We start from the raw sequence: 25,168 nt of genomic DNA, 5'->3' as shown, positions 1-25,168 counted from the left end.
TCCCTTCTGCTTGCCCATCTATTGATCCAGAACACGTCAAAAGTATGATGAATCCCTAGAATCGTCATACCCAATTAGTCGTACTTCTATTCATCATCCGGGGCCACCATTTTGACCAGATTACGCCGCACTATATTTGCGCTGCTGGCCTGTGCGTCATTCCTCGCACATGCCGCCGCACCTGACGAGATAACCACCGCATGGCCGGTAAATGTGGGGCCACTCAACCCACACCTTTACACGCCTAATCAAATGTTCGCCCAGAGCATGGTGTATGAACCGTTGGTGAAATATCAGGCAGACGGTTCCGTGAAACCGTGGCTGGCAAAAAGCTGGACCCACTCAGCAGACGGCAAAACCTGGGTGTTTACCCTGCGCGATGACGTCACATTCTCTAATGGCGAAGTCTTTGATGCGCACGCTGCGGCGGAGAATTTTCGCACGGTGTTAGATAACCGCCAACGCCACAGCTGGCTGGAGTTGACCAATCAGATAACCGACGTCAAAGCGTTGAGCAAAACCGAGCTGCAAATCACGCTGAAAAGCGCGTACTACCCCTTCTTGCAGGAGCTCGCCCTGCCGCGTCCATTCCGCTTTATCGCCCCATCGCAATTTAAAAACAACGAAACGATGAACGGTATTAAAGCGCCCATCGGCACCGGTCCGTGGATACTGAAAGAATCGAAGCTCAATCAATACGACGTGCTGGTACGTAACGACCATTACTGGGGAGAAAAACCCCAGATTCGCCAGATCACCGTCAAGGTGATCCCGGACCCGACCACCCGCGCCGTGGCCTTTGAAACCGGTGATATCGATCTGCTTTACGGTAACGAAGGATTGCTGCCCCTCGACACGTTCGCCCGGTTTAGCCAGACACCGGCTTACCACACCCAGCTTTCACAACCGATTGAAACCGTGATGCTGGCGCTCAACTCTGCTAAAGCCCCCACCAACGAGCTGGCAGTTCGCGAAGCGCTGAATCATGCCGTGAACAAAAAATCCCTCATCGACAATGCGCTGTACGGCACACAACAGGTGGCAAATACGCTGTTTTCGCCCTCTGTGCCTTACGCCGACATTGGTCTGAAACCACGCGAATATGACCCGCTGCAGGCCAAATCCCTGCTGGAAAAAGCCGGTTGGGTTCTGCCCGCAGGGAAAGAGATCCGCGAGAAAAACGGCCAGCCGCTGCGCATTGAACTGTCGTTTATCGGCACCGATGCGCTGAGCAAATCGATGGCCGAAATCATTCAGGCTGATATGCGTCAGGTTGGCGTCGATGTTCTACTTATCGGTGAAGAAGAGAGCAGTATTTACGCCCGCCAGCGCGACGGGCGCTTCGGCATGGTTTTCAACCGCACCTGGGGCGCGCCGTACGATCCGCATGCCTTTATGAGTTCAATGCGCGTTCCCTCACATGCTGATTTTCAGGCACAGCAAGGACTGGCAGACAAACCGCTGATCGATAAAGAGATTGGCGAGGTGCTTTCCACCACCGACGAGAACAAGCGCCAGGCGTTGTACCGCGACATTCTGACCCGCCTGCACAACGACGCGGTCTATCTCCCGATCAGCTACATCTCCATGATGGTGGTCGCGAAACCGGCACTGGGAACCATCCCTTATGCCCCTATCGCTACTGAAATCCCATTTGAACAGATAAGCGCGGTGAAACCCTGATGTTACGTTATGTTTTGCGGCGTATTCTGCTGCTGATCCCGATGGTTTTCGCCGCCTCGGTGATTATCTTTTTGATGCTGCGCCTGGGTACTGGCGACCCGGCACTCGACTATTTGCGTCTCTCTAACCTGCCGCCGACGCCGGAAATGGTCGCCTCTACGCGGGTCATGCTGGGACTGGATCAGCCGCTGGCCATCCAGTACGGAACCTGGCTGTGGAAAGCGCTGCATCTGGATTTCGGCATCTCGTTCGCCACTCAGCGTCCGGTGCTGGATGACGTACTCAACTTCCTGCCCGCCACACTGCAACTGGCGGGCGCGGCGTTGGTGTTGATCCTGCTCACCTCCGTACCGCTCGGCATCTGGGCGGCGCGTCACCGCGACCGTCTGCCAGATTTTGCCGTGCGTTTCATCGCCTTTCTCGGCGTATCGATGCCTAACTTCTGGCTCGCCTTTTTGCTGGTGATGTTCTTCTCCGTCTATTTGCAATGGCTACCCGCGATGGGTTACGGCGGCTGGCAGCACATCGTTTTGCCTGCCGTGTCGATAGCCTTTATGTCACTGGCGATCAACGCCCGCTTGCTACGCGCCAGCATGCTCGAGGTCGCCGGACAACGGCACGTCACCTGGGCGCGTCTGCGTGGCCTGAATGAGAAGCAAACGGAACGTCATCATATTCTGCGTAATGCGTCACTGCCGATGATTACGGCGGTGGGCATGCACATTGGCGAGCTGATTGGCGGCACCATGATTATCGAAAACATCTTTGCCTGGCCTGGCGTCGGGCGCTATGCGGTTTCGGCGATTTTTAACCGGGACTACCCCGTTATTCAGTGCTTTACGCTGATGATGGTGGTGGTTTTTGTCGTCTGTAATCTGATTGTGGATTTACTGAACGCTGCGCTGGACCCGCGCATTCGCCGCCATGAAGGAGCGCATTCGTGAACTTTTTCCTCTCTTCGCGCTGGTCGGTGCGCCTGGCAATGGTCATTATCGCCCTGCTGGCGATGATTGCGCTCACCAGCCAGTGGTGGCTGCCGTACGATCCGCAGGCCATTAATTTATCGTCGCGTCTGCTCTCCCCGGATAGCCAGCACTGGCTGGGCACCGACCATCTGGGTCGTGATATTTTTTCTCGTCTGCTGGCGGCAACGCGGGTCTCGCTGGGTTCGGTGATGGCTTGTCTGCTGTTAGTACTGGCGCTGGGGCTTGCCGTCGGCGGTAGCGCCGGGTTGATCGGCGGTCGTGTTGATCAAATCACCATGCGCATCGCGGATATGTTTATGACCTTCCCTACCTCGATCCTCTCCTTTTTTATGGTGGGCGTGTTGGGGACGGGACTGACCAACGTCATCATTGCCATCGCGCTCTCACACTGGGCATGGTACGCCCGCATGGTGCGTAGTCTGGTCATCTCTCTGCGCCAGCGCGAATTTGTGCTCGCATCGCGCCTTTCCGGTGCGGGTCATGTACGGGTGTTTGTCGACCATCTGGCCGGGGCGGTGATCCCCTCTTTGCTGGTGCTGGCGACGCTGGATATTGGCCACATGATGCTGCACGTTGCCGGGATGTCATTCCTCGGCCTCGGCGTCACCGCGCCCACCCCGGAATGGGGCGTGATGATTAACGATGCCCGCCAGTATATCTGGACTCAGCCATTACAAATGTTCTGGCCGGGTCTGGCGCTGTTTATCAGCGTGATGGCCTTTAACCTGGTGGGTGACGCACTGCGCGATCATCTCGATCCCCATCTGGACACGGAGCATGCTCACTGATGCCGCAACAGATTGAATTACAGAATATTACCCTGGCAGCGGACAGACCGCTGGTGCATGGCGTTTCACTGTCGCTCAAACGCGGGCGGGTACTGGCGCTGGTAGGCGGCAGCGGCAGCGGAAAATCGCTGACCTGCGCGGCGGCGCTGGGCATTCTGCCTGCGGGCGTACGTCAAACGGCGGGATCCCTGCTGGCGGATGGTAAACACATTTCCCCCTGCGATCTGCGCGGCGTCAAAATCGCCACCATTATGCAGAACCCGCGTAGCGCGTTTAATCCGCTGCACACCATGGCGGCCCACGCGCGGGAAACCGGTCTGGCATTAGGTAAACCCGCTGACGACGCCACGCTTATCCAGACGCTGGAGGCTGTGGGGCTGGAGAACGCGGAGCGCGTCCTGAAGCTTTACCCGTTCGAGATGAGCGGCGGGATGTTACAACGCATGATGATCGCGATGGCGGTGCTGTGCGACGCGCCGTTTATCGTCGCCGACGAACCGACCACCGACCTGGACGTTGTCGCGCAGGCGCGCATTCTCGACCTGCTGGAGAGCATTATGCAACGCCGGGCGCCCGGTATGCTGCTGGTCACCCATGATATGGGCGTCGTCGCGCGGCTGGCGGACGATGTGGCGGTCATGGACAACGGGAATATCGTGGAACAGGGCGACGTCGAAACCGTGTTCAACGCGCCACAGCACAGCATCACCCGTAATCTGGTGTCGGCGCATCTCGCCCTGTACGGTATGGAGCTGGCATCATGACATTACTCACCGTCTCTGACCTTTCGCACCAGTATGCGCACTCAAACCTGAGCGGCAAACATCAGCATCAGGCGGTGTTGAAAGAGGTGTCATTGCACCTGAAAAAGGGCGAAACCGTGGCACTGCTTGGCCGTAGCGGCTGTGGCAAAAGCACCCTCGCGCGTCTGCTGGTCGGTTTAGAATCCCCGACGCAGGGTGAGGTGTGCTGGCAGGGAAAACCGTTATCCCAGCTTAACCGCGCGGCGCAAAAAGCGTTTCGCCGTGATATTCAGATGGTGTTTCAGGACTCCATCAGCGCGGTGAACCCGCGCAAAACCGTCCGTGAGATCCTGCGCGAGCCGATGCGTCATCTGCTGTCGCTGAACAAATCTGAGCAAATGGCCCGCGCCAGTGAAATGCTCAACGCGGTGGATCTGGACGACAGCGTACTCGACAAGCGGCCGCCGCAGCTCAGCGGCGGGCAGCTCCAGCGTGTTTGCCTGGCACGGGCGCTGACAGTTGAACCTAAACTGCTGATTCTTGATGAGGCGGTCTCTAACCTCGACCTGGTATTGCAGGCGGGCGTGATCCGCTTGCTCAAAAAATTGCAGCAGCAGTTTGGCACCGCCTGTCTGTTTATCACGCACGATTTACGTCTGGTAGAACGCTTTTGCCATCGCGTGATGGTGATGGAAGACGGCAAAATTGTGGAGACGCAGGATGTGGGCGACGCATTAACGTTTTCCACGGATGCCGGACGTGTGCTACAAAATGCGGTACTTCCCGCATTCCCCGTGCGCCGCAGCCGGAAATAATAAGGTTTAACTCAGATGCAACGTGTCACCATCACCCTCGATGACGATTTACTGGAAACGCTGGACAGCCTGAGTCAGCGCCGTGGCTACAATAACCGCTCGGAAGCGATCCGCGATATTCTGCGCGGCGCGCTGTCGCAGGAGACGACGCAAGAGCACGGCACCCAGGGTTTCGCAGTGCTTTCATACGTTTATGAGCACGAGAAGCGCGATTTAGCCAGCCGCATTGTCTCCACGCAGCACCACCACCACGATTTGTCCGTCGCCACCTTGCATGTGCACATCAATCACGATGACTGTCTGGAGATTGCCGTCCTGAAAGGCGACATGGGCGACGTCCAACATTTTGCCGATGATGTCATCGCCCAGCGCGGCGTGCGTCATGGTCATTTGCAGTGTCTGCCGAAGGAAGAGTGATATCCCGCCCGACAGGCAAACCGTCGGGCGTATCAGCCATCCGTTTTCGTCTCAGAATGCCTGCTGATAAAGCTGCAGAGCGTCAGCTTCACTCAGTTTCCGCGGATTATTCACCAATAAGCGAGTTTGCTGCATCGCGTCATGCGCCAGCACAGGCAGATCCCCCTGCTGAATATCAACATCACGAAGCCGCTGCGGTGCGCCGCTAGCCACGATAATCCGTTGCATCTCGTCGATAAACGCCTGCGCATCCTGTTCGACATTACCGGTTCCCCCGACCCCAACCACCGCGGCAAGTTCCGCATAGAGCGGCGCCGCCACCGCAGCATTAAACCGCAGCACAGGAACCAACATGAGCGCATTCGAGAGGCCGTGAGGGATGTGATGCCGCCCGCCCAGCGGATAGGCTAAGGCATGCACGGCGGCAACGGGCGAGTTCGCAAAAGCCTGACCCGCCAGCAACGCGCCCAACAGGACACTTTCCCTCGCTTCACGGTTTTGTCCGTCATGGCACGCGGTGACCAGATGGCGGCTTATCAAGCATAACGCCTCACGGGCAAGCGCATCCGAAATCGGGTTTTTCTTGTGCTTACCGGTATACGCCTCAATGGCGTGCACCATGGCATCGATTCCTGCGGCAGCCGTATGAACACGGGGTAAACCCAGCGTCAGTTGCGCATCCAGAAGCACCAGATCGCAATAGAGCTGTCTGTCGACAACCCCCATTTTGCTGTTTTCACCGGTGGTGAGAATCGCAATATTGGTGACCTCAGAACCGGTCCCTGCGGTAGTCGGGATCTGCACCAGCGGCAGACGCTGTCCGCTCACTTTCCCAATGCCATACAGATCCTGTACTTCTTGTTCTGAGGGGATTAATACCGCCGCCAGTTTAGCCACATCCAGGGAGGAGCCGCCGCCCAGGCCAATCACCATGTCACAGTGATGTTCCCGCGCCACACGCGTCGCCTTGCGGACAATACACTCCTGAGGATCGGCCTGAACCTGGTCATAAAGGGTGACCTGAAAACCAGCTTCCCGCAGGCTAAACAGAACCGGTGGGAGAACCCCCGCTTTCACCAGGCCGGGATCGGTCACTAACAGCGCATTGCGGGCACGCAAACGCGTTTGCAGTATCTCTCCGAGTCGCTCCGCGCCCGCCCACTCAACAATGATTTCCGCCACGGTCGCAAATTCAAAAGGCTTAATGACATTATTCATTCAGGTATTCCTTGCTTGCACAATATGCGTTTTTTAACCTCGCGGATCGTCGGCATTGACGAGAAAACTTTTCACCTCTTTACGCAGCAGAAGTGGCGTGATGACCCCAACGCCAATCCGTTGGAAGTGGTCCGTTTGTCGGTGAAGTTCAAGGCCGTCGGCGCTGCGGTAGGTTTCCAGAATAACAAAGCGATCGCGGTCTTCCGTCGAGCGGAAAAATTCATACGAGAGGTTTTCAGGCTCCCGGCGTGATGCGTCAGCAAGCGCCCTGAGCGCCTCATCAACCTTATCGCCCATTGATTCACGGACAAAATACCAGGCAATCACCTGTAGATGCGTGTTCCCCATTCCTGACTCCCGCTTTTCTAACGTTGAATATTCAGATTCCACAACGCGCTGTCACTGCTTGAAACAGCGACAGCCCCGTGTTGTAAGGCGGTTCGGGCATGTTCTTCATTAGATACAAACCCGGAGGCCACTATCGGCGGCAACACATTGCGATCGGTTTGTGACAGGAGCGGCAACATCTGCGCCGGCATCAGTTGCACATAATCCGGTTCGCTTTGCTCAACCGCATGCAGACTTCGTGACCATGCAGAGCGGTCAGTCACAAAGATTTTTTGCATTGTGACCAACCCGCATTTCTTCGCCCGTTGCACCGTTTGCAAACGCGTTGAGAGCAGCCCCATCGCACCGGTTTCAGCGACATAATCGATGCCGCCTTTGTCCTGCGACAAGCCGTTGCAACTGTCGATATTCACGATGACGTACTTCCCCGCCTTCGAGAGCACTTCGATGACCGGTTGCAGCTTAATGAGGTCAATATTGGCGATAATGCACACTTCGGCTGTACTGGAGAGCGCAGTTTTCAACTGCTCAATACCGTAAATCGCCATGATGACGGGCTGGCGCGCCAGAAGCGCGCCAAGATTTTTGATCATTACTCACCTGCCTGATGGGGTGAAAGTGTGGCGCTCAGCCCCAGTTTTCCTGGATTAAGGATATTTTGCGGATCGAGCGCTTTCTTAATATCAGCCAGAACCGTGAGCGTTTCGCCCAACGATGCCTGCATATAGGGTGAGCGCAGCAATCCCACGCCATGGTGATGACTGAGTGACGTATTGTGTTGAATTAATACGGCATTCGCTGCATCCCACGCCGCAAGGTACCAGGCGGCACGTTGCTCGACGGCCACGTCCCCACGCAAAGAAAAATAGAGACAGGCGCCATCAACATAAGCATGGGACTGGTGCGCGGAACCGGCCAGTGTCCCCGGTACCGCGTTAATCGCCGCCACCACATCATCATAGACGATACTGAGATCGCGCCAGGGCCCTACCATCTCCAGCGTATCCGCCACCAGCCCTGGGCTTTTCTTGAAGCCTTCGGCACTTTTTCCGGTCAGATACCGGGTGTCCAGCCAACGCTCGAACAGCGTATCGCCATCAAGTTTTTGCCCGCTACGCTGGCAAACGCGCTCGCTGATCGCCAGCACGGCATCAACAATTTCCGGTTCGCCTTCATCTGCAATTAACAGGACATTTGTGTCAGGCAGGCCAAACTGCACGCCGCTTTCCAGATTATCGTACAGGCGAAGCGCGGCAGGGTTCGCGCCATGCTGTAGGATTTCGCGACAGGCGTCTAACCCGCTGGCGAAACTGGAGAAACCCCAGGCAATTGCACGACCATAATCAGGCAGGCGGTGCAGTTTCAAACGCAGGCGGACAATCACGCCCAGCGTGCCTTCCGAGCCGATAAACATCTGTTGTAAATCCGGCCCCGTCGCACTTCGCGCATAACCGCCGACGGTGATTAAGCGTCCATCCGCGAGCACGACATCCATACCAAACACCATATCTTCCATTTTGCCGTATCGAGTGGAAAGCTGGCCTGCGCCGCGACAAGCCGCCCATCCCCCGACGGTGCTGATCCCGAAGGATGACGGCCAGTGTCCAAGGGTCATGCCATACTCTTGTTGGATCGTTTGCTCGAAAATATCGCCAAACATGCCCGCTTCGACCTCAACAATCTGGCTCTCTTTATCAAAACCGATCAATTTATTGAGTTCGCACACATCCAGCACAATCCCGCCGCGCAACGGCAGAGCCGCCCCCGTGACATTACTACGCCCTGCCGACACCGTGACCGGAATAGCAGATTCGCTCGCAAGGCGCATCACGTCCTGAATCTGTTCCACCGTCGAGACGCGAACAATCGCCCCTTTTGGCGTGGCGGGCGCGCCTTGCGTTTCCGCAATCATGGAACCCGCCCACCAGTCGCGGGTCCAGGTGATGACATCAGCCTCTGCCGTCATCACCTCATCGGCAATCACCCGCAGCCGGTCAATGACCGCCTCGCTCATGACGATGGGATCAATCTGCATCCCTTTTGCACCGTTACTGCTGTCGATTTCGGTTGCCCATCCCGGACGCGTATGTGCGCCAACAGTGTAATTGCCCCGGTTATAGCCTCGTTTTATCGCTTCTTTGCTGATCATTCAGATGTCCCCATCAGTTCGGATTTTTCATGTTTAATTGCCGCCCGATAGCTGGCGACCTGTTCTGCGACCTGTTCCGGTTGCAGTTTGAGTTCTTTTTGCAGAATTTCACCGACACGCTCGGCGGCGCTGGCTGACGCATCCCGGGCCATTAACCGCGCGCGAATTCGGCGCGACAGCACATCATCCACGGTGCTGGCAAGCTCGTGACGCACGGCATACACCACCTCAGCTTCGGTATACGGAAGCCCTTCAACGATAGGAGTGAGCAAACGGGGATCGCTCTGGATAATGTCGCTCACGAAATGGGCCTCCGTGCCGTAGCGCTCGCCCAAATGTGCGGAAAGCCCGCCGGATGCCAGAATGGCCTGCGAGTCGTACCCTGCGGCACCTAACAGGTACGCCGTTTTCGTTGAACAGGCTTTTTTACGCCCCAGGATCTTGCTGGCCACATCAATCGTCTCTTCCGCCATATGACGCGATGTGGTGAGCTTGCCGCCAACAATGGTGATCAGCCCATCCGGGGAGACGGTAATTTCATGGTTACGTTTCATCTCCACCGTCTTCCCGCCAGCCGTTCCGACCAGAGGGCGACAACCGGCAATGCTCCCCACCACGTCCTCGGGGCGAAGATCTGTTTTCAACGCCGAATTTGCCCCCTCTAACAGAAAGTCCAGTTCAGAACGATTGCAGTGCACATCATTGAGATCGCCCTGGTAATCTTCATCCGTCGTTCCCAGATAAGAAACGTTGCCCCAGCGCGTAATGGTGGCGCGGCGACTGCGCCCGGCGACCGGGATCGTCACCGTGCAGTCGTTGCGAATCTTCATCCACGGAATCGCGACGTGAACTCCCTTTGCAGGACGGATATGCAGCGGCGACGCCTCGCCTTTCTTCAGCCCACTCCAGTCGCGCAGCCAGACGCCGGTGGCCATAATGACCACCCGCGCCTTGACCTGAATCTCTCTGCGATCGGCATGTATCACGGCTCCGTTCACCTTGCCATGCGGGTCGCGCGTGGTGGCGATCACCTCGGCATGGTTAGTCACCACCGCGCCATGAAAAGCCGCCGTGCGGATCAATGCGAGCGTCAGCCTGGCATCGTCCACGCGGGCATCGAAATACATAAACCCGCCGGATAACTGCTCCTCTTTCAGCGTCGGGCAGTGCGAAAGCACCTCCGCTGGCGTTAATTTTTGATGCAGGATGCCTTCACGCCATCCGCCGGCGAGATCGTAGGTCCAGAGCAGACTTTCAAACGCCGAAGACAGCCGCTTATCAAAGACACCGTTTTTGTCGAGCACGGGAAACAAAAACGGAAGCCGTTGCACCAGGTGGCGCGCGTTTCGCCGCATACGCTGGCGTTCAAGGAGAGAATGGCGAACCAGTCCCAGATTCCCTTGTTCGATATAGCGCAACCCGCCGTGGACCATTTTTGATGACTTCGACGACGTACCCGAAGCAAAGTCGCTCTTCTCGACCAGCGCCACCCGATAGCCGCGCAAACTGGCATCGAGCGCGGCATAGGCACCGGTCACGCCACCGCCAACAATCAGAATGTCGAAGGTATCGCTCTCCAGCATGCCCAGTTGTTCAGAGCGGTGAAGGCGCAACGGTTGTGCGCCGTACATTTCACTGCGGGATTTATTTGGCTTTCGCGAGGGGAAAAACTTCATGAGCGGGTGGACTCCTGAGTAGCAGAGGTGTGACGGGAAGCCGTCTCCATTTCGAGCGCAATGCGGGACTCCCACTGGGCGAGCTTCTGTTCACGGCAGCGATCGTCAATGCGGGGTTCAAACAGTTGCGCCGTTTTTAGCGTGGCGCAGGCATCGGATAGCGAATCCCACAGCAGGCCAGCGGAACCAGCCAAAAAAGCCGCGCCGCGAAGACTGGCCCTGGCGGTTTCCGCCATCCGGCGAACAGGAACCCCGCTCAGATCGGCCTGAATTTGCAGCAATGTGTCGCTGTTGGAGAGACCTCCCCCGACCACCAGCTCTTTTACCGCTATCCCGGTCGCCGCTTCATTGGCCCGCATACAGGCCGCCACCGAATGTGCGATACCTTCCAGGACGGCGTACGCCACCTGCGAACGTGTCGTTGAAATAGAGATGCCGTTAAGCGATGCGCGCGCCTGCGGCTGGAGATGCGGCACCCGCAGCCCGGTTAACGCCGGAATGAAACTGACGCCGCCGGAATCTATCGCCTGCGATGCCAGCTCGCTGATCTGTTCCGGCGAGTCAAACCAGCGCAGCTTTTCGCACACCCAGTTCAGCGCCGAACCGGTGGTTGGCACAAAGGTTTCGACGGAGTAATGCGAAAGACCCTTTTGACGGCGCGCGGTCATCGTGAGCGTACTCTCACAGACAGGGTTCAGCGCCGGAACCTGCGGCCCCACCATCAGATCGACAAAACTGCCGGTGCCATGCATACAGAAAGCGTGTCCGCGCTCTGTGCAGCCGAGCCCAATCGCACCGGCAAACTGATCGCCCGCGCAGGCAAGGATAGGGACGTGAATGCCCAGAATTTTTTGACTCGTTGCGCCAAAGTTATCGGCGTCGTCACGGAGTTCAGGCAGCAATAAGGCAGGAAAATTAAGGGTCTGGAGCCATTCAGCGTGGTACTGGTGGTCTTTGAGACGGTAAGCGCCTGCTGACGTCGCATTCGTTGGCGTCGTGACGCATTTTTTTTCTTCCGCCAGATGCCACAACAGCCAGCTGTCGACAGTGCCAAAAACTAATGTTCCCGCCTGATGCGCTTTCGCCACCGCGGGCGTATTCGCAATATGGTGCGCTGCCCACAGATAAGGCGAACGAATCCCTACCGGACGACCAATCTGCGGGATCAGTTTCGCATCCCACTCCGGAGCCAGTTCGGCAAGAACATCCGTAAAACGCGAATCTTGCCAGACCATCGCAGGGGTTAGCGCTTTTCCTGTTTGCGAGTCCCAGAGCACCGCCGTTGAACGCTGGGTGGCAATCGCCAGCGCAACGATACGCATATTCTGCTGTTGCGCGCTGGCAATCGCTTTTCGACAAACGGCCACGGTAGCGCACAGAATTTCATCAGCATCTTGTTCAACAACGCCATGCCGTGGGCTACTCACCTGTAGCGTTTGGTATTCCAGGCAGTGAACCTGACTGTTCTGGGTGACTACCGCAGCACGCGTGCCCGACGTTCCCTCATCAATCGCCAAAATTACATCTTTATATTCTGTCATTTAGAACTCCTGCTGGACTCCGGTGCCATTGACTCAGGATAGGGGGAGGTACGCGATTCAAATTGCGGCGCGCCCGGCTCGTTATCCGGTTGAATCGTGGTACGCGTTGGGTCCCACGGGATGACAAAGCAGACAACACTGGCAAAAAGAGGGACGACCGACATGATTAAGAACGTCGTTTGCAGGCCATACAGCTCACGGAATACGGGGAAGATAAACAGCCCCAGCGCCGCGCCGATGGCCCCCAGAGCCCCGACCACACCGTTTGCGCCAGCGCGTAATTCGCTACGAAACGACAGCGATGACAGGCTCTTCCCGTTCGCGCCGGGACCGCCCGAGTGGCAAAGGATAAATAACGCGGGTACCAACAAAGAGGCCCACAGCGGCATGCTGTCACTGAATAGCCCCAGCGTGAGCAGGACGAGGAACGCGACGGCGAAACCCATTGCAGAGGCCCGACGCAAACCAAGACGACGACCAATCACGGGTGACAGGAATCCCCCGACAATCCCGAAAACGTTAAAAAATAGTGAACACAAAGTTGCGTAGACAAAGTTTTTACCAAACATCGCCGCGCTGATCACGGGTAAATACCAGTCGACACCAAAATATTGTATCGACTGGCACACTTGTACCGTAGAGGCCAGAATTGTACGGGGTAAATAAACACCACGAAAAATCAGAAGAACATTTTTAACACCCTTCTGCGCCTGCCCAATAACAGGTTTTTGTTCTGCCGTTGGCGCCAGAATAAATTGATCACCGTATATTTTATTCATGGCTACCGTTGCTTCAGAAAGGCGTGATTTTCTTGCTAACCATATCGGACTTTCAACCAAATAGCGGGACTGGAAAAACAGGATAATTAATCCACATAATGCGGTTACGGCAATAGAATAACGCCAGATAGCATCACCGACATTCCATGAATAAAACATTAAGGCCAGTGCCAGATTTAAACACACAGCGACATACCAGACCCCTTGCCAGGTGTTTAATCGGCTCTTGAGTTTCGCGGGGGTGAATTCGGCTAGCATCGCCATCGCGACGGCAAAATCCATTCCATAAGAGACACCAACGAAGAAGCGCCCCAGTATTATCGTGCCAAAATCAGCGGAGAACATCACCAGCAGCGCACCGATAACGGCCATCAGCTTGGCGATAATCAATGGAGGAACCCGACCCCAGCGATCGGCAATCCAGCCGCCAATCGGATTAAATAAGATAGCAACCCACGATGAAAAAGAGGTCAACAGCGCGACTTCCGTTGCACTGAGATTTAAATTACGCGTCATTGGGTTTAATCCAGCACTGAGCGCTGAATTTGAAAACGCATCAAGAAAAAGGCCACCTAATGCTAACCACCAAATAACACTGGCTCTGCCGGAAATATTCGTCCTGGCATCGATGAAATTAATAACATCATCAACACCACGGATTTTTACAGGATGTGAGAATGAGCATGCGGACATGGCGTTCCCCTTCATAATATTAGGAAGAAGGTCGCCAATAGCTAAAAAAAAGCAATAAGAGACCATCTTAATAGCACAGATAGTCTCTTATCTAAAATCTGTAAGTTTCACTCTAGAAGGGAAGGAAAAGCGTGTCAAAGCGACTTTTCAGCTGGAACGTTATTTTGTGATATGTAGCACGATTGTTAATGATTATTTAACAAGGCTATCAGGTAAAACGATAGAGACAACGCCTTCCACCGTTTACCTGTCGCTTATGCTGGGTTACGCGTGAGCTGGTGCTAGATCCTGCGCACAGGCCCAGGCGCTCGACCATGCCCACTGGAAATTATACCCGCCCAGCCAGCCGGTCACGTCCATCACTTCGCCGATAAAGTAGAGACCTGGCACCTTACGCGCTTCCATCGTGCGGGAGGAAAGCTCATTGGTATCGACGCCGCCCAGCGTGACTTCCGCCGTACGGTATCCTTCCGTGCCGTTAGGCTGCACGCGCCATTCCGTTAACGTCTCCACCAACTGTTGTTGGTCGCGTGCGTTGAGCTGTTTCAGAGAAAGCTCGGGGATTTGCCCTAATGCTTGCAGACATTCCACCAGACGTTTCGGCAACTGCATCGCCAGAGTGTTTTTCAGACTCTGATTCGGGTGCGCGCTACGCTGCTCATTGAGGAAAGCGTCCAGATCGATATCTGGCAATAAATTAATGCTGACAAACTCTCCGGGCTGCCAAAAACTCGAAATTTGCAAAACGGCCGGACCTGAAAGTCCGCGGTGCGTAAAGAGCAGATTTTCACGAAATACCGTGCCGTCCTGCGCCGTAATAACCGAAGAAACGGAAACGCCTGACAGTACCTGGAGCTGTTCCAGCAACGGTTTATGCAATGTAAAGGGAACCAGACCCGCGCGCGTCGGCAGCACATTCAGGCCAAACTGCTCGGCAATTTTATAACCAAACGGCGTTGCCCCCAGGCCCGGCATCGAGAGTCCGCCACTGGCAATCACCAGTTTTGGTGCACTGACCGTCATACCGTTCAGCTCGAGGGTGAACCCCTCATCATCACGGGCAACGCTGAGCACTTCACTGCGCAACCGCAGGGTGACGCCACCCTTCTCGCATTCTGCCACCAGCATGTCGACGATTTGTTGGGCAGAATCGTCGCAAAATAGCTGGCCGAGCGTTTTCTCATGCCAGGCGATTCCGTGTTTACCGACCAGATCGATAAAGTCCCACTGGGTATAGCGCGCCAACGCTGATTTACAGAAATGAGGGTTTTGACTTAAATACGCCGCGGGTTCCACATAAAGATTAGTAAAGTTACAGCGTCCCCCGCCGGACATGAGGATTTTACGTCCCGGCTTTTTACCATTATCAATGAGCAACACGCGGTTACCCCGTTGCCCTGCTTGTGCGGCGCAGAACATACCCGCCGCGCCAGCGCCTATAATAACGGTATCAAACCTTTCCACTTTGCGATCCTCTCTTAAATCTGGGCGTGAATTGTAAAGTTTCCTCAGTGACCGTACCAGCGACAAGATCGTGAAAAACAATTATTTATTTGAAATCTATAAGATAATTCTTTAGTGGGGGAAAACAATTCAGGAGACAAATCAAAAAAAGTCTATATTTCACTTTGCCCGCGTCGCCAAAGTCCCTGATAATGCGCCGCGTTCATGTCCTCAAAATGGCGTAACGTCCTATGCTACATTTGTTTGCTGGCCTGGATTTGCATACCGGGCTTTTACTATTGCTTGCTCTGGCTTTTGTGCTGTTCTACGAAGCGATTAACGGCTTCCATGATACGGCAAACGCAGTCGCAACCGTGATTTATACCCGCGCAATGCGTTCGCAACTCGCGGTTATCATGGCGGCGGTCTTCAACTTCTTTGGTGTTTTGCTGGGCGGTCTCAGCGTAGCGTATGCCATTGTGCATATGTTGCCAACGGATCTGCTGCTTAACATGGGTTCCTCACATGGCCTCGCCATGGTGTTCTCCATGCTTCTGGCGGCAATTATCTGGAACCTGGGTACCTGGTACTTTGGTCTTCCGGCCTCCAGTTCTCACACGCTGATTGGCGCCATCATTGGTATTGGTTTGACCAATGCTTTGATGACCGGCACATCGGTAGTGGATGCACTTAACATACCGAAAGTTATCAATATTTTTGGTTCTTTGATTATTTCCCCCATTGTCGGCCTGGTGTTTGCTGGCGGTCTGATCTTTTTGTTACGTCGCTACTGGAGCGGCACCAAAAAGCGGGCGCGTATTCACCTGACCCCAGCGGAACGTGAAAAGAAAGACGGCAAGAAAAAGCCGCCATTCTGGACGCGTATCGCTCTTATTCTGTCTGCTATCGGCGTCGCATTCTCCCATGGCGCTAATGATGGACAGAAAGGCATTGGTCTGGTGATGCTGGTTCTGATTGGCGTGGCGCCTGCGGGCTTCGTGGTCAATATGAACGCTTCCGGCTATGAAATCACCCGTACCCGTGACGCCATCAACAACGTCGAAACTTACTTCCAGCAGCATCCTGATATGCTGAAAAAAGTGACCGGCGTTGATCAGCAGGTTCCGCCTGTGGAAACCGCGACAACGACACAGACTGAGTTCCACTGCCACCCGGCAAACACCCTGAATGCGCTCGATCGCGTGAAGGGCATGCTGGCGAATCTGGAAACTTACGACAAGTTAAGCGTTGACCAACGTGGTCAGTTGCGTCGCATTATGCTGTGCATCTCTGACACCACCGATAAAGTGGTGAAATTGCCTGGCGTAAGCAACGACGACAAGCGTCTGCTGAAGAAACTGAAAACCGATATGCTGAGCACCATTGAGTACGCACCGGTCTGGATTATCATGGCCGTCGCACTGGCGCTGGGTCTTGGTACGATGATTGGCTGGCGTCGCGTGGCAACCACTATCGGCGAGAAGATCGGTAAGAAAGGCATGACGTATGCGCAAGGGATGTCTGCGCAGATGACTGCCGCTGTGTCTATCGGTCTGGCGAGTTACACCGGTATGCCTGTTTCCACCACCCACGTACTTTCTTCCTCTGTTGCGGGGACGATGGTCGTTGACGGTGGCGGTCTGCAGCGTAAAACGGTTACCAGTATTCTGATGGCCTGGGTCTTTACCCTGCCTGCAGCGATTGTGCTTTCCGGGGGGCTGTACTGGCTCTCCCTGAAGCTTATCTAAGCGGGTTAGTCTGTAAAAAAAGCGGGTCCAGGAAACTGGCCCGCTTTTTTTTGCCTGTGCGATACGCCCAAATGGCTCAATGCCAAATCACCAACCCTACCATACTGATAATCACCAGACCGCATAACGCGCTGGTGAGGATGAACTGGCCGCGAACACGTTCACAACGGCGAATAAACTCATCATCGTGATGATCCCGATAGCGTTGGGCATAGATATACCACACCAGACGCATTTGCTTGTTGGGTTGGCCATGCGAGGTAAAAAAACCCCCTCCATCGACATATTGATAGAGCAATGGATCGCAACCACGGAGTACCACTAACAGTGCACGTAATGACGAGAAATAACGCGCCATATTCACAATGCAAACGACACATAAAGCCCAGAATAATGCGACGGTGCTTATCATACCACCTCCCCGGCGACCCACCCACGGAGCTCCTCTCCGGGACAATCGCTCCCCGATACCCTGCCAGACAGTTCAATGAAAAAGACCTACTAAGCCATGATGAGGATGCTCTGCATCCGAACGGCTCTTTAAATATTGTAGGAGATCAGTTAATTTTTTTGCCAGAACGTTAACCGCTATCAATGCATTTAACAGAAAAATTTGTTTAACTGGTTGGCAACCAAGGCGGATTGACGGATTATCCTGGTCGCTATAATGTAATGATAGTCTAAACGATCCATCTTTACGGCTGGGCTAGCCCCGCGCATATAGTTCGCAGGACGCGGGTGACGCGACGGCAAAGAAACGCTAGCTGGCTAGTCATCGACAACTTTATGGAAGGAGTAACACTATGGCTTACAAACACATTCTTATCGCGGTTGATCTTTCCCCGGAAAGCAAAGTTCTGGTAGAGAAAGCGGTTTCTATGGCGCGTCCTTACAACGCGAAAGTCTCCCTCATCCACGTGGACGTGAACTACTCTGACCTGTACACCGGGCTTATCGACGTCAATCTCGGCGATATGCAGAAACGCATTTCTGAAGAAACCCACCATGCGCTGACCGAGCTGTCCAGCAATGCGGGCTATCCGATCACTGAAACGTTGAGCGGCAGCGGCGATCTTGGCCAGGTGCTGGTTGATGCTATCAAGAAATACGACATGGATCTGGTCGTCTGCGGCCACCACCAGGACTTCTGGAGCAAGCTGATGTCTTCCGCACGCCAGTTGATCAACACCGTTCACGTTGACATGCTGATTGTTCCGCTGCGTGACGAAGAAGAATAAGAGCCCTGAACCGGAGGGCATCTGACGCCTTATCCGGTAAATCGTCGATACACTACGCCCGCTTATGCGGGCGTTTTTATTTCTGTTTTTTAAATGGTTAGTACATCACTCCAGCCCATAAATCATAAATAGTGTGATCATCTAGTTAGATCGAAACCACTCAATATAATACTCTACCCATCCGGTTAATGACCGCAGTCTATAACAGAGTCAGACTTTTTCGGCGCGTTTTAGCATACGCGTTCATACTTTTCAGGATGGCATTGAAAGGCGAAGGAATATGAATACAACTGCACCTACGGGTTTGCTGCAGCAACCTCGTCCGTTCTTCATGATCTTTTTTGTAGAATTATGGGAACGATTTGGCTATTACGGCGTTCAGGGCATCCTGGCGGTCTTTTTTGTTAAACAGCTTGGGTTCTCTCAGGAACAGGCGTTCATTACCTTTGGCGCGTTTGCCGCACTGGTCTATGGCCTGATTTCTATTGGTGGCTACGTTGGCGATCACTTGTTGGGAACCAAACGTACGCTGGTGCTCGGCGCGATCGTCCTGGCGCTGGGTTACTTCATGACCGGGATGTCACTGCTCAACCCCGATCTGATCTTTATTGCACTTGGCACCATTGCCGTCGGTAACGGGTTATTTAAGGCGAACCCGGCAAGCCTGCTATCTAAATGCTATCCGCCGAAGGATGCCCGTCTTGATGGCGCATTCACCCTGTTTTATATGTCGATTAACATCGGTTCCCTGCTGTCGCTGTCGCTGGCGCCGGTCATTGCCGAAAAATTTGGCTATGCCGTCACCTACAACCTGTGCGGCGCGGGTCTGATCATCGCTCTGCTGGTCTATTTGGCCTGCCGCGGTATGGTGAAAGATATCGGTTCAGAGCCCGACCACAAGCCGTTGAGTCTGCGTAACCTGCTGTGTGTGTTAGTTGGTACGGTGGCGATGGTGTTCCTGTGCGCCTGGCTGATGCACAACGTCAAAATCGCCAACCTGGTGCTGATCGTGCTGTCGCTTGTCGTTACGATTATCTTCTTTCGCGAAGCGTTCAAGCTGGATAAAACCGGGCGCAACAAGATGTTTGTCGCCTTCATTCTGATGCTGGAAGCGGTGCTGTTTTATATTCTTTACGCGCAGATGCCGACCTCGCTCAACTTCTTTGCGATCAACAACGTACACCATGAGATCCTCGGCATCACCATTAACCCGGTCAGCTTCCAGGCGCTGAACCCGTTCTGGGTCGTGCTCGCCAGTCCGGTGCTGGCAGCCATCTACACCCGTCTGGGGAACAAAGGCAAAGACCTGACCATGCCGATGAAATTTACGCTCGGTATGTTCTTGTGTGCGCTGGGCTTTCTGACTGCCGCTGCGGCGGGGATGTGGTTTGCCGATGCACAGGGGCTGACGTCACCGTGGTTTATCGTGCTGGTTTATCTGTTCCAGAGTCTGGGTGAATTGCTGATTAGCGCCCTGGGACTGGCCATGGTTGCCGCCCTGGTGCCGCAACACCTGATGGGCTTTATCCTTGGGATGTGGTTCCTGACGCAGGCCGCAGCGTTCCTGATGGGGGGATATGTGGCAACATTCACTGCCGTACCGGAGAACATTACCGATCCGTTGCAGACGCTGCCCATCTACACAGGCGTGTTCAGTAAAATCGGGCTGGTTACAATGGCCGTGACGATAGTGATGGCAATTATGGTGCCGTGGCTGAACCGGATGATCAATACGCCGGATAGCAGCAAATAACGGCAATAACCTCAGTCAGCCAACGCTGGCTGAGGTTAACTTTTCCGCGCGGCAATCCACTCCTGAACTTCAACCACAAACGTCTCCGGCGCTTTGCGGTACATTTTGCGCGCAAGGTCGAGGATCGTATGCTGGCTGAGCGCCTCTTCCATCCGCTGTTGCGCCATATCCATCACTGACCGTACTCCGCAAATACCCTCGCACGCCCATTCTGGCGGTTGCTCATCAAACACAGCCAGTCGCTGGCGGATTTCACGGCATTCAAAAATACGCTTGTCACCATCAATCGCGTTGACTACATCAAGTACCGTGATGTGTTCAGCAGGCCTGGCCAGCTGGAATCCACCGCCCTTACCTTCAATGCTGCGCACCAGTCCGGCCTTTGACAGACGCGTAAAGATTTTGGCCAGGTAGTCATAGGGGACACTTTGCAGCGCGACAATCTCTCGTACGCTCATATCGCGGGCATCACCTTTGCTATCGACCATACACATCAGGCTATGGATGCCGTACTCAACCCCGGAACTGTAAAATGCCATTCTCTAATCTCAGCCAAAATAATTCTGAGTTATTGTAGCTATTTCACCCTCGCCATGCCATACCGTTCCTTTCAGACAGGCTCTACTTAAGAAATAAATAATTATTAATCAATGTCATAAACGAAAAACAATCAGCGCTATCACTTTTCGCATTGCATTTCCTAACTACGACCAATAAAATCCGAGTCAACTAATCGGAGTTAACAGAGTGAAAGAGCAATGCGTAAACAAATTCTGATCGTAGGTGCCGGTTTTGCGGGCATGTGGGCCGCCCTGAGCGCGGCACGTCTGGCCGACAAACATGACAACCAGGCCATTGATATTACAGTGATTGCACCACAGCCGGAGCTTCGCGTACGTCCACGTTTTTATGAGAGTCACGTTGAAACGCTGGTCTCTCCGTTACAGCCGCTGTTTGACGTCACCGGTGTGAAATTCCTGCGCGGCTCCGTATCAAACATCCATCCTGACTCACACAGTGTGAGCTGGAAAGATGCCAACGGCGAAACCCATCAGCACCACTATGATCGCCTGATTCTGGCGAGCGGCAGCCACGTAAACCGTTCATTTGTCTCAGGTGTAGAGGCGCATGCCTTCGACCTTGATCAACTGGAAAGCGCCGCCATTTTAGAGAAACAGCTGAAATCACTGGCCAGTCAACCAGAAAGTGAGGCGCGCAATACGGTCGTGGTTTGCGGCGGCGGCTTCACGGGTATTGAGATGGCGATGGAACTGCCGGGTCGCCTGCGCGAAATCCTCGGCTCAAATGCTAAGACCAGAGTAGTCGTAGTTGAACGCGGCCCACAGCCTGGTTCGCGCTACAGCGAAGAACTGCGCAATGTCATCATCGACGCCTCCGCCGAACTGGGCGTCGAGTGGTTGGTGAATGCGGAAGTGGAATCTGTTGATGCCTCAGGCGTGACGCTGAAAGAGGGGCAGAGAATCGCCGCTTCGACGGTTATCTGGACCGTGGGTGTCCAGGCAAGTGACCTGACGGCGCAGATTAACGCCCCGCGCGATCGTCAGGGCCGTCTGCATGTGAATGCGAATCTGCAGGTGGAAGGCTATGACAATATCTACGCCACCGGCGATGTCGCCTGTGCCGCCACCGATGACAAAGGCAACCACGCGCTGATGACCTGTCAGCATGCGATTTTGTTGGGTAAATTCGCCGGGAACAACGCGGCAGCCAGCTTGCTGAATGTGGAACCGTCGCCGTATCGTCAGGAGATGTATGTCACCTGTCTGGACCTCGGCGCCTGGGGCGCGGTCTATACCGAAGGCTGGGATCAGCAGGTGAAACTGACGCGCGAAGAAGCCAAGACGCTGAAGATGTCGATTACCCGCGAGCTGATTTACCCGCCGAAGGCAGAAAGAGCGGTGGCGTTTGAGATGGCGGATCCGTACGCGCCGTTTGTGTAGCTAAGTCAACGCATTACCAAGCGGACAACGAGCACGGTGCTCCAGGCCTGATAAGCGCAGCACTATCCGGCAATTTTTGCACCATTGCCGGATGGCGGCGCAAGCGCCTGATCCAGCCTACAGAAGACGGCGCGATCGATTCGGCGGCGAAAAATCTATTCCGCCGTCCCTGCATAAATATCAAACCGATGTCCTTTGGTGACCACCGCGTTGGGGGTAGCGACATCGGCAAGCGGCGGCGCATAGTCCGGGCGTTTCACCACCACCCGTTTTGTCGCCAGCTGCCGCGCAGGTTCCAGCAGCCCGTCGGCGTCTAAATCTGGCCCCACCAGCGACTGAAACACGCGCATCTCTTTTTTCACCAGCGCGCTTTTCTGCTTGTGCGGAAACATCGGGTCGAGATAAACAACCTGCGGACGCGGAGTGATATCGGTCAACGCCGTCAGGCTGGAGGCGTGGATCAACTGCAACCGTTCTTGCAGCCACGGACCGATTTCCGGGTCGGCATAGCCACGCGCCAGACCGTCATCAAGCAGCGCCGCCACCACCGGATTACGTTCCAGCATTCGCACGCGGCAACCCACCGACGCCAGCACGAAGGCATCACGCCCCAGCCCTGCCGTGGCATCCACCACGTCCGGCAAATAATCGCCTTTGATGCCGACCGCTTTCGCGACCGCCTCGCCACGACCACCGCCAAATTTGCGGCGGTGCGCCATCGCCCCACCGACAAAGTCCACGAAAATGCCGCCAAGCTTCGGTTCATCACGCTTACGCAACTCCAGATGTTCCGTGGTCAGCGCCAGCGCCATCAAATTATCTTCATCGTGTTCCAGCCCCCAGCGGGCAGCAAGAACAGATAAGGCGCCGTCTCCGGCGCCCGTTTCATCAATTAAGCAGATTTTCACTCGTGGACTAACCTTTGATCCCGTAATGCTCCAGCATCGCATCCAGCTGCGGTTCACGGCCACGGAAGCGTTTGAACAGCTCCATCGGTTCTTCAGAACCCCCACGGGTCAGGATGTTGTCGAGGAACGACTGTCCGGTATCGCGGTTGAAAATCCCCTCTTCTTCGAAGCGGGAGAAAGCGTCCGCCGCCAGCACATCAGCCCACAGATAGCTGTAGTAACCCGCCGCATAACCCCCGGCAAAGATGTGGCTGAATGCATGCGGGAAGCGGCCCCATGACGGCCCCGGCACCACAGCAACCTGTTTCTTGATTTCTGCCAGCGTATCGAGGATTTTCGCCCCTTGATCTGGGCTAAATTCGGCATGCAGGCGGAAGTCGAACAGACCGAACTCCAGTTGACGCAGAATAAACAGCGCCGCCTGATAGTTTTTTGCCGCCAGCATTTTATCCAGCAGTTCTTTCGGTAACGGTTCGCCAGTCTCATAGTGACCGGAGATGAACGCCAGCGCATCCGGCTCCCAGCACCAGTTTTCCATAAACTGGCTCGGCAACTCGACCGCATCCCACGGCACACCGTTGATGCCAGAAACACCGGCGGTTTCAATGCGGGTTAGCATATGGTGCAGGCCATGACCGAACTCGTGGAACAGGGTGATCACTTCGTCGTGGGTAAACAGCGCCGGTTTGCCGTTGACCGGGCGGTTGAAGTTACAGGTCAGGTAAGCGACCGGTTTTTGCAGCGAGCCGTCAGCTTTACGCATCTGACCCACGCAGTCATCCATCCACGCCCCGCCGCGCTTGTTTTCGCGGGCGTACAGGTCGAGATAGAAACTACCGCGCAGTTCGTTGTTTTCGTCATACAGTTCGAAGAAGCGCACTTCCGGATGCCACACGTCCACATCCGTACGCTCTTTCGCGGTAATGCCATAAATACGTTTCACGACCTCAAACAGGCCGTTAACCGCTTTGTTTTCCGGGAAGTACGGACGCAGTTGCTCGTCGCTGATGCTGTACAGATGCTGCTTCTGTTTTTCGCTGTAGTAAGCGATATCCCACGGCTGTAGCTCGTCAACGCCAAATTCCGCTTTTGCGAAAGCGCGCAGTTGCGCCAGTTCTTTCTCACCTTGTGGACGGGCGCGTTTCGCCAGATCGGTTAAGAAATCGAGCACCTGCTGCGGGTTTTCCGCCATTTTGGTGGCCAGCGATTTAAAGGCGAAGCTTTCAAAGCCCAGCAGTTGCGCCAGCTCATGGCGCAGGGCGAGAATCTCCTCCATCACCGGGCTGTTATCCCATTTGCCCGCGTTCGGCCCCTGATCGGAGGCGCGGGTCACATAGGCGCGATACATCTCTTCACGCAATGCCTGGTTGTCACAGTAGGTCATCACCGGCAGATAGCTCGGGATATCCAGCGTCAGCAGATACCCTTCCTGCTCTTTCGCTTCGGCCTGAGCCTTGGCGGCTGCCAGCGCGCTTTCCGGCATCCCGGCAAGCGTGGCCTCATCCGTCACTAACTTCGTCCAGCCCATCGTGGCGTCAAGGACGTTGTTGCTGTACAGGTTGCCGAGTTCAGACAGGCGGGTGGCAATTTCACCGTAGCGCTGCTGTTTTTCTTTCGGTAAACCAATACCCGAGAGTTCAAAATCACGCAGCGCGTTATCCACGGCTTTTTTCTGCGCGGTGGAGAGCGTGGCGTAGTGATCGCCGTCGCGCAGGTCGCGATAGGCCTGGTACAGCCCTTCGTGCTGCCCAACCCAGGTGCTGTACTCAGACAGCAGCGGCAGGGTTTGCTCATACGCTTCACGCAGTTCCGGACTGTTTTTCACCGAGTTCAGGTGGCTTACCGGCGAGAAAAGACGTCCCAGCACGTCATCCATTTCCGCCAGCGGCTGGCATAAATTTTCCCAGGTGTACGGTGCGCCCTGCGCGACCACGCGTTCCACATTTTCGCGGCAGTCGTTCAACGCCTGAGTAACGGCGGGAACTACATGCTCGGGCTGAATTTTGGAAAACGGCGGCAGGTCGAAGGGAGTCAGTAATGGATTCGTCATATGCACAGTCCTGGTTAAAAAGGGGGAACGAAACGCGTCACGCGTTTTCGCCGGATGCGAAGCGTCTTATCCGGACTACAGGTTTCATCATTTGTAGGCCGGATAAGGCGTCAGCCGCCATCCGGCACGTCATACTCAGTAGCATGGGGTTAAGTGTAGTGAATTTCAATGCTGCGCGTTGTCCTTTCGCGGCGATGGCGACTTTTCTGTATACTGTGCCGATATGCTCTA

At 55.0% G+C, this 25,168-nt stretch carries 22 protein-coding genes; 10 read left to right on the top strand and 12 right to left on the bottom strand.

Annotated features, from left to right (window positions below; translation table 11 throughout):
* Positions 1-108 precede the first annotated feature (108 nt).
* The 6 genes from nikA to nikR are packed head-to-tail and all read left to right on the top strand — an operon-like array spanning position 109 to position 5,432.
* A complete protein-coding gene (nikA, locus tag JM656_RS01055) occupies positions 109-1,683 on the top strand; it encodes a nickel ABC transporter substrate-binding protein (RefSeq protein ID WP_203361190.1) in 1,575 nt (524 codons plus the stop codon).
* Entirely contained in the window at positions 1,683-2,627 is a 945-nt protein-coding gene (gene nikB, locus JM656_RS01050) for a nickel ABC transporter permease subunit NikB (protein ID WP_203359680.1), read from the top strand. The genes nikA and nikB overlap by 1 nt, the downstream gene beginning before the upstream one ends.
* Entirely contained in the window at positions 2,624-3,457 is an 834-nt protein-coding gene (gene nikC / locus JM656_RS01045; protein WP_203359679.1) for a nickel ABC transporter permease subunit NikC, read from the top strand. The genes nikB and nikC overlap by 4 nt, the downstream gene beginning before the upstream one ends.
* Entirely contained in the window at positions 3,457-4,221 is a 765-nt protein-coding gene (gene nikD, locus JM656_RS01040; protein WP_203359678.1) for a nickel import ATP-binding protein NikD, read from the top strand. Before nikC ends, nikD begins: the two co-directional genes overlap by 1 nt.
* Positions 4,218-5,015 carry a nickel import ATP-binding protein NikE gene (gene nikE, locus JM656_RS01035; protein WP_203359677.1) on the top strand — a complete coding sequence of 266 codons (798 nt, stop codon included), beginning with the start codon at positions 4,218-4,220 and terminating at the stop codon, positions 5,013-5,015. The genes nikD and nikE overlap by 4 nt, the downstream gene beginning before the upstream one ends.
* Before the next feature lie 15 nt (positions 5,016-5,030).
* Positions 5,031-5,432, top strand: a complete 402-nt coding sequence (gene nikR, locus JM656_RS01030; RefSeq protein WP_203359676.1) for a nickel-responsive transcriptional regulator NikR — start codon at positions 5,031-5,033, stop codon at positions 5,430-5,432.
* Between the two features lie 51 nt (positions 5,433-5,483).
* Here nikR and JM656_RS01025 read toward each other — a convergent pair whose 3' ends face one another.
* From JM656_RS01025 to JM656_RS00990, 8 genes are all read right to left on the bottom strand, one after another.
* Positions 5,484-6,650: an iron-containing alcohol dehydrogenase gene (locus JM656_RS01025; RefSeq protein WP_203359675.1), complete on the bottom strand. Its 1,167-nt coding sequence runs from the start codon at positions 6,648-6,650 to the stop codon at positions 5,484-5,486.
* Positions 6,651-6,683: 33 nt separating this feature from the next.
* Positions 6,684-6,998: a putative quinol monooxygenase gene (locus tag JM656_RS01020; protein WP_203359674.1), complete on the bottom strand. Its 315-nt coding sequence runs from the start codon at positions 6,996-6,998 to the stop codon at positions 6,684-6,686.
* A 17-nt stretch (positions 6,999-7,015) separates the two neighbouring features.
* Complete coding sequence (locus JM656_RS01015) at positions 7,016-7,591, bottom strand: glycerol-3-phosphate responsive antiterminator (protein WP_203359673.1); 576 nt, start codon at positions 7,589-7,591, stop codon at positions 7,016-7,018.
* Positions 7,591-9,147, bottom strand: a complete 1,557-nt coding sequence (locus JM656_RS01010) for an FAD-binding oxidoreductase (RefSeq protein ID WP_203359672.1) — start codon at positions 9,145-9,147, stop codon at positions 7,591-7,593. The genes JM656_RS01015 and JM656_RS01010 overlap by 1 nt, the downstream gene beginning before the upstream one ends.
* Entirely contained in the window at positions 9,144-10,823 is a 1,680-nt protein-coding gene (locus JM656_RS01005) for a glycerol-3-phosphate dehydrogenase/oxidase (protein WP_203359671.1), read from the bottom strand. Before JM656_RS01005 ends, JM656_RS01010 begins: the two co-directional genes overlap by 4 nt.
* Positions 10,820-12,364, bottom strand: a complete 1,545-nt coding sequence (locus tag JM656_RS01000) for an FGGY family carbohydrate kinase (RefSeq protein ID WP_203359670.1) — start codon at positions 12,362-12,364, stop codon at positions 10,820-10,822. The genes JM656_RS01005 and JM656_RS01000 overlap by 4 nt, the downstream gene beginning before the upstream one ends.
* Positions 12,361-13,836, bottom strand: a complete 1,476-nt coding sequence (locus tag JM656_RS00995) for an MFS transporter (protein WP_203359669.1) — start codon at positions 13,834-13,836, stop codon at positions 12,361-12,363. Before JM656_RS00995 ends, JM656_RS01000 begins: the two co-directional genes overlap by 4 nt.
* 264 nt (positions 13,837-14,100) lie before the next feature.
* Positions 14,101-15,300 carry an NAD(P)/FAD-dependent oxidoreductase gene (locus JM656_RS00990; protein WP_203359668.1) on the bottom strand — a complete coding sequence of 400 codons (1,200 nt, stop codon included), beginning with the start codon at positions 15,298-15,300 and terminating at the stop codon, positions 14,101-14,103.
* Positions 15,301-15,530: 230 nt separating this feature from the next.
* Between JM656_RS00990 and pitA the strand changes: the two genes are divergently transcribed.
* Entirely contained in the window at positions 15,531-17,027 is a 1,497-nt protein-coding gene (pitA, locus tag JM656_RS00985) for an inorganic phosphate transporter PitA (protein ID WP_203359667.1), read from the top strand.
* 76 nt (positions 17,028-17,103) lie between these two features.
* Here the strand turns inward: pitA and uspB are convergent, their stop codons facing one another.
* Entirely contained in the window at positions 17,104-17,439 is a 336-nt protein-coding gene (gene uspB / locus JM656_RS00980; RefSeq protein WP_162383686.1) for a universal stress protein UspB, read from the bottom strand.
* Positions 17,440-17,830: 391 nt separating this feature from the next.
* Here uspB and uspA point away from each other — a divergent pair, with 391 nt between their 5' ends.
* Together uspA and dtpB are read left to right on the top strand one after the other, a co-directional pair.
* Positions 17,831-18,265 carry a universal stress protein UspA gene (gene uspA / locus JM656_RS00975; RefSeq protein WP_125400568.1) on the top strand — a complete coding sequence of 145 codons (435 nt, stop codon included), beginning with the start codon at positions 17,831-17,833 and terminating at the stop codon, positions 18,263-18,265.
* A gap of 280 nt (positions 18,266-18,545) precedes the next feature.
* Positions 18,546-20,018, top strand: a complete 1,473-nt coding sequence (dtpB, locus tag JM656_RS00970) for a dipeptide/tripeptide permease DtpB (protein ID WP_203359666.1) — start codon at positions 18,546-18,548, stop codon at positions 20,016-20,018.
* A gap of 35 nt (positions 20,019-20,053) precedes the next feature.
* Here the strand turns inward: dtpB and JM656_RS00965 are convergent, their stop codons facing one another.
* The gene (locus JM656_RS00965) at positions 20,054-20,557 is read right to left on the bottom strand and encodes an Rrf2 family transcriptional regulator (RefSeq protein WP_203359665.1); all 504 of its coding nucleotides are present in this window, start codon (positions 20,555-20,557) and stop codon (positions 20,054-20,056) included.
* A 219-nt stretch (positions 20,558-20,776) separates the two neighbouring features.
* Between JM656_RS00965 and JM656_RS00960 the strand changes: the two genes are divergently transcribed.
* Positions 20,777-21,979: an NAD(P)/FAD-dependent oxidoreductase gene (locus JM656_RS00960; RefSeq protein WP_203359664.1), complete on the top strand. Its 1,203-nt coding sequence runs from the start codon at positions 20,777-20,779 to the stop codon at positions 21,977-21,979.
* Positions 21,980-22,134: 155 nt separating this feature from the next.
* Here JM656_RS00960 and rsmJ read toward each other — a convergent pair whose 3' ends face one another.
* Both rsmJ and prlC read right to left on the bottom strand, forming a co-directional pair.
* The gene (rsmJ, locus tag JM656_RS00955; RefSeq protein WP_203359663.1) at positions 22,135-22,887 is read right to left on the bottom strand and encodes a 16S rRNA (guanine(1516)-N(2))-methyltransferase RsmJ; all 753 of its coding nucleotides are present in this window, start codon (positions 22,885-22,887) and stop codon (positions 22,135-22,137) included.
* A 7-nt stretch (positions 22,888-22,894) separates the two neighbouring features.
* Complete coding sequence (prlC, locus tag JM656_RS00950) at positions 22,895-24,937, bottom strand: oligopeptidase A (protein ID WP_203359662.1); 2,043 nt, start codon at positions 24,935-24,937, stop codon at positions 22,895-22,897.
* Positions 24,938-25,168 lie beyond the last annotated feature (231 nt).

The sequence above is a fragment of the Citrobacter sp. R56 genome (assembly GCF_016811995.1).
Lineage (GTDB): Bacteria > Pseudomonadota > Gammaproteobacteria > Enterobacterales > Enterobacteriaceae > Citrobacter_D > Citrobacter_D enshiensis.
This window is presented reverse-complemented; position numbering and strand designations above follow the sequence as displayed.

Coding starts and splice junctions, on each gene's coding strand:
- nikB (WP_203359680.1), top strand. CDS start 1,683: ATGTTACGTTATGTTTTGCGGCGTATTCTGCTGCTGATCCCGATGGTT.
- nikD (WP_203359678.1), top strand. CDS start 3,457: ATGCCGCAACAGATTGAATTACAGAATATTACCCTGGCAGCGGACAGA.
- nikE (WP_203359677.1), top strand. CDS start 4,218: ATGACATTACTCACCGTCTCTGACCTTTCGCACCAGTATGCGCACTCA.
- nikR (WP_203359676.1), top strand. CDS start 5,031: ATGCAACGTGTCACCATCACCCTCGATGACGATTTACTGGAAACGCTG.
- JM656_RS01025 (WP_203359675.1), bottom strand. CDS start 6,650: ATGAATAATGTCATTAAGCCTTTTGAATTTGCGACCGTGGCGGAAATC.
- JM656_RS01020 (WP_203359674.1), bottom strand. CDS start 6,998: ATGGGGAACACGCATCTACAGGTGATTGCCTGGTATTTTGTCCGTGAA.
- JM656_RS01015 (WP_203359673.1), bottom strand. CDS start 7,591: ATGATCAAAAATCTTGGCGCGCTTCTGGCGCGCCAGCCCGTCATCATG.
- JM656_RS01010 (WP_203359672.1), bottom strand. CDS start 9,147: ATGATCAGCAAAGAAGCGATAAAACGAGGCTATAACCGGGGCAATTAC.
- JM656_RS01005 (WP_203359671.1), bottom strand. CDS start 10,823: ATGAAGTTTTTCCCCTCGCGAAAGCCAAATAAATCCCGCAGTGAAATG.
- JM656_RS01000 (WP_203359670.1), bottom strand. CDS start 12,364: ATGACAGAATATAAAGATGTAATTTTGGCGATTGATGAGGGAACGTCG.
- JM656_RS00995 (WP_203359669.1), bottom strand. CDS start 13,836: ATGTCCGCATGCTCATTCTCACATCCTGTAAAAATCCGTGGTGTTGAT.
- pitA (WP_203359667.1), top strand. CDS start 15,531: ATGCTACATTTGTTTGCTGGCCTGGATTTGCATACCGGGCTTTTACTA.
- uspB (WP_162383686.1), bottom strand. CDS start 17,439: ATGATAAGCACCGTCGCATTATTCTGGGCTTTATGTGTCGTTTGCATT.
- uspA (WP_125400568.1), top strand. CDS start 17,831: ATGGCTTACAAACACATTCTTATCGCGGTTGATCTTTCCCCGGAAAGC.
- dtpB (WP_203359666.1), top strand. CDS start 18,546: ATGAATACAACTGCACCTACGGGTTTGCTGCAGCAACCTCGTCCGTTC.
- JM656_RS00965 (WP_203359665.1), bottom strand. CDS start 20,557: ATGGCATTTTACAGTTCCGGGGTTGAGTACGGCATCCATAGCCTGATG.
- JM656_RS00960 (WP_203359664.1), top strand. CDS start 20,777: ATGCGTAAACAAATTCTGATCGTAGGTGCCGGTTTTGCGGGCATGTGG.
- prlC (WP_203359662.1), bottom strand. CDS start 24,937: ATGACGAATCCATTACTGACTCCCTTCGACCTGCCGCCGTTTTCCAAA.